The sequence below is a fragment of the Okeania sp. SIO2F4 genome, from assembly GCF_010672385.1.
GTDB lineage: Bacteria > Cyanobacteriota > Cyanobacteriia > Cyanobacteriales > Microcoleaceae > Trichodesmium.
In genome coordinates, this window is sequence record NZ_JAAHGT010000978.1 from 1 (window position 1) to 3,544 (window position 3,544).

At 38.0% G+C, this 3,544-nt stretch carries 2 protein-coding genes and 4 tRNA genes; all 6 read left to right on the plus strand.

All coding sequences use genetic code 11. From position 1 onward, the window contains the following. Window positions 1-269: 269 nt before the first annotated feature. The 6 genes from F6K22_RS35880 to F6K22_RS35905 all read left to right on the plus strand — a co-directional run bounded on the left by F6K22_RS35880 (window position 270) and on the right by F6K22_RS35905 (window position 3,143). Window positions 270-327, plus strand: a tRNA-Leu gene (locus F6K22_RS35880). 378 nt (window positions 328-705) lie between these two features. Next, a tRNA-Ala gene (locus F6K22_RS35885) sits at window positions 706-776 on the plus strand. Window positions 777-780: 4 nt separating this feature from the next. Then, window positions 781-854: transfer RNA gene (locus F6K22_RS35890), tRNA-His, on the plus strand. Between the two features lie 42 nt (window positions 855-896). After that, on the plus strand, window positions 897-1,877 hold the full coding sequence (locus F6K22_RS35895; RefSeq protein WP_293109377.1) for a GNAT family N-acetyltransferase: 981 nt from the start codon (window positions 897-899) through the stop codon (window positions 1,875-1,877). Between the two features lie 6 nt (window positions 1,878-1,883). After that, window positions 1,884-2,855 (plus strand): GNAT family N-acetyltransferase, encoded by a 972-nt coding sequence (locus tag F6K22_RS35900; protein WP_293109379.1) that lies wholly within the window; start codon window positions 1,884-1,886, stop codon window positions 2,853-2,855. Window positions 2,856-3,068: 213 nt separating this feature from the next. Next, a tRNA-Asp gene (locus F6K22_RS35905) sits at window positions 3,069-3,143 on the plus strand. Window positions 3,144-3,544 lie beyond the last annotated feature (401 nt).

Here is a 3,544-nt window from a genome sequence, read left to right on the forward strand (position 1 = left end):
AGAAAATAATGTTGTCGAACAACAAGTTACTGTTTCTACAGAAGTTAATGATATTAACCCCTCAGACTATAAAGGGATAATTTGTATTGGCGCTTATGCTATGGATAGATTGAGGTATCAGGTAAACACCAAAAACCCCTCTTGAATATTTTATGGGGATGTAGCTCAATGGATAGAGCGTTAGTGTCAAACGCTTTATTGACTTGTCCGGAGCATAATAATAGTGGTTAAAATTCACTTCGTGCCCTAACAAAAAAAGCTTACATACTAGCTCATTTGGTAGAGCATTTGTCTCAAGAACAAAGTGTAGCAGGTTCGATTCCTGCCTATGAATCAACAGCTTTTTTGACTTGTACGAAGTGATTTTTAACTACTTGAATAAGAATAAAAAAATACAAAATTAAATCTTAACTAGATAATTGATAACTGAAATAATTTCGCACCACAACTGATAAAGTATACATACATTTCCTAACTATAGGGTCCTAAGGTAGCGACATTCGGGCGACCGAAATAGCGAGGCTTTCTAAGTCTCTCTGAGATAAAGATTAGCGGGTTCACTGTCAGGTTAAAAATTGATAATAACGGCTGTACTGTATTCATTACTTTTTCAACTTGTGCGAAGTATTTGACTGAAAGTTAATACATTTTTTTGTCTTAAAAATTGTCTAAGATTTTATTCATAATTGTTGACTTTTTGCTTTTGGGGACTTGGTGTAATGGGAGCATACGACTCTTGCACAGTCGTGACAGGGGTTCAAACCCCCTAGTCTCCATTTGGTGTCTGAGGTTGAAGTAGTCGAAACGTCGGTTTGTGACGCCGAAGAAAGCGAGTGCAAGTCTCGTCAGACGCCCTGTTATTTCAGTTATCAGTTGTCAGTTATCAGTAATTTTTTATGAAAACGTTACTAACTCGCTCCTGTCAGGGAGAAAATGATTTAGAGGCAATCGCCGAACTTTTTCAAGCTTGCGAAATAGTCGATCGCTTAAATGAATGGGTATCTATTTCCGATCTGCGACAAGAGTTTAACGCTCCAGACTTAGACAAAGAGCGCGACATTCGTATTTGGGAAGATGGAAATGGTAAGCTCATTGGTTTTGGGAAGCTATCAATTAAAGAATCAATTGATGGTTATCTGTCTTTCAGAGTTCATCCAACTTTAAGAGGTGAAGGTATAGAACAAAAAATTATTAGCTGGGGTGAAAAACGAATGCGGGAAGTCGCTACTAATAGCAGTCTATCTGTTTTGAAGTTGCGCTCTGCTACTCGTTCTGACAAAATTGAACGTATCGCATTATTAGAAAGTTGTGGTTTCACCCCAAAACGTTACTTTTTTGAAATGGAGCGATCGCTCACCGAACCAATACCTAAACCTGAGTTACCTGTAGGTTTTACATTGCATTCTCACTGCTCTCCACAGTTTTCTGGTAAAGTGGGACAACAACAATTCTTAGAAGCATGGGTGGAAGCGTATAATCAAACATTTATAGACCATTGGAATTACCATGAAGTGACGGTTGAACAGGTAGAATATATAGTAAGTAACCCTAACTATAGACCAGATTTGACCTCGGTTGCAATTGATCATAATGGTAAATTTGCAGCTTTTTGCTACTGTTGTACTTTCCCAGAAGAGAATGAGTACAAGGGAAGGAAAGAAGGTTGGGTAGATACTCTAGGTACTCGCCGTGGTTTTCGTAAGCGTGGGTTAGGAAAAGCCATGTTACTTTCTGGAATGCAACGGTTACGAGATGTTGGTATGGATAAGGCGTTACTTGGTGTTGATGCTGAGAACCCGTCGGGAGCAAATCGACTTTATGAGTCTGTGGGTTTCCGTAAAGTTCACACTAATATTGTTTATAGTAAAGAATTCTAAGTATTTATGAAAACATTAGCGATCCGTTCTTATCAAGGTGAAAGGGATCTAGAGGCGATCGCCGAACTTTTCCAAGCCTGCGAAATAGTCGATCGCCTAGATAACTGGGTATCTATTTCCGCTCTGCGACGAGCATTTAATACTCCAGTTCCAGACATAAAGCACGAAATTAGTCTTTGGGAAGATGGAGATGGTAAGCTTGTTGGTTTTGGGCAATTATCAATCCAAGAATCATCAGTTGATGCTCATCTATCTTTCAAAGTTCATCCTACTTTTAGAGGCGAAGGTATAGAACAAGAAATCATTAAATGGAGTGAACAGCGAATTATTGATAAAAGTGTATCTGTAAAGTTGCGCTCAGATAGTCGCGAAACTCAAACCGAACGCATGGCATTATTAGAAAGTTGTGGTTTTACCCCAAACCGTTACTTTTTGCGGATGGAGCGATCGCTCACCGAACCTTTTCCCAAACCAGAGTTGCCCAGAGGTTTTACATTGGAGTCTCCTCTATCCCAGTCGTTTTCTGGTAAAATTTGCCAGCGACATTTCCTAGAAGCATGGGTGGAAATGTTTAACCAAACGTTTATAGATCATTGGAATCATCATGATTTGACAGTTGAGCAGTTGGAACATGAAATAAGTCACCCACACTATAGACAAGATTTGGATTTAGTTGCAATTAGTGCTAGTGATAGTACATTTGCTGCTTTTTGTTCCTGCTTTATTAATTCAGAAAAAAACCAGCACAAAGGAATGAAAGAAGGTAAGATAGGTATTCTTGGTACTCGTCGTGGTTTTCGGAAGTGTGGGTTAGGAAAAGCGATGTTACTTTCTGGAATGCAACGGTTACGAGATGTTGGTATGGATAAGGCGTTACTTGGTGTTGATGCTGAGAACCCGTCGGGAGCAAATCGACTTTATGAGTCTGTAGGTTTCCATAAAGTTCATACTACTATTGTTTATGTCAAAGAATTTTAAGTCTCAATATCATTTAAGGTAAATAAAGAATCAAAGTCTCTAATTACTGAACCTAGAAAATTAAATATTAAATTATGCTTTTAGAGAAGTTTTCAACTGAGTAAAATCCTATTACTTAATATGCAATTTCTACTTTTGATACTCAAGTTGAAACAGCTTGAATAGATGAAATAAAGCATAGAAAATTTCACTTCGCGCCCTAATAATTAAAGCTTACATACTAGCTCATTTGGTTAGAGCATTTGCCTGTCACGCAAGTGGTAGCAGGTTCAATTCCTGCGTATGAAACAACAGCTTTCTTGACTTGCGCGGAGTGATTTTAATTTCTAATTAAAAAAAATATCAACTCGAAACGACATAAAATTTTTCATTTCGCGCCCTAATAATGAAAGCTTACATACTAGCCAAATGGTAAAGGCAATCGAACGTCAATCGAACTAATGCAGGTTCAATTCCTGCGTATGAGAAAACAGCTTTCTTGACTTGCGCGAAATGATTTTAATTCCTATCTCTTAAGATACTCTTTTTAGTTTTAATGCTCAAGTTGAAAGACATTAAATAAAGCATTGAAAAATTCACTCCGCGCCCTAACAATGAAAGCTTACATACTAGCTCATTTGGTAGAGCATTTGCCTTTAACGCGAATCGTAGCAGGTTCAAATCCTGCGTATGAAACAACAGCTTTCTTG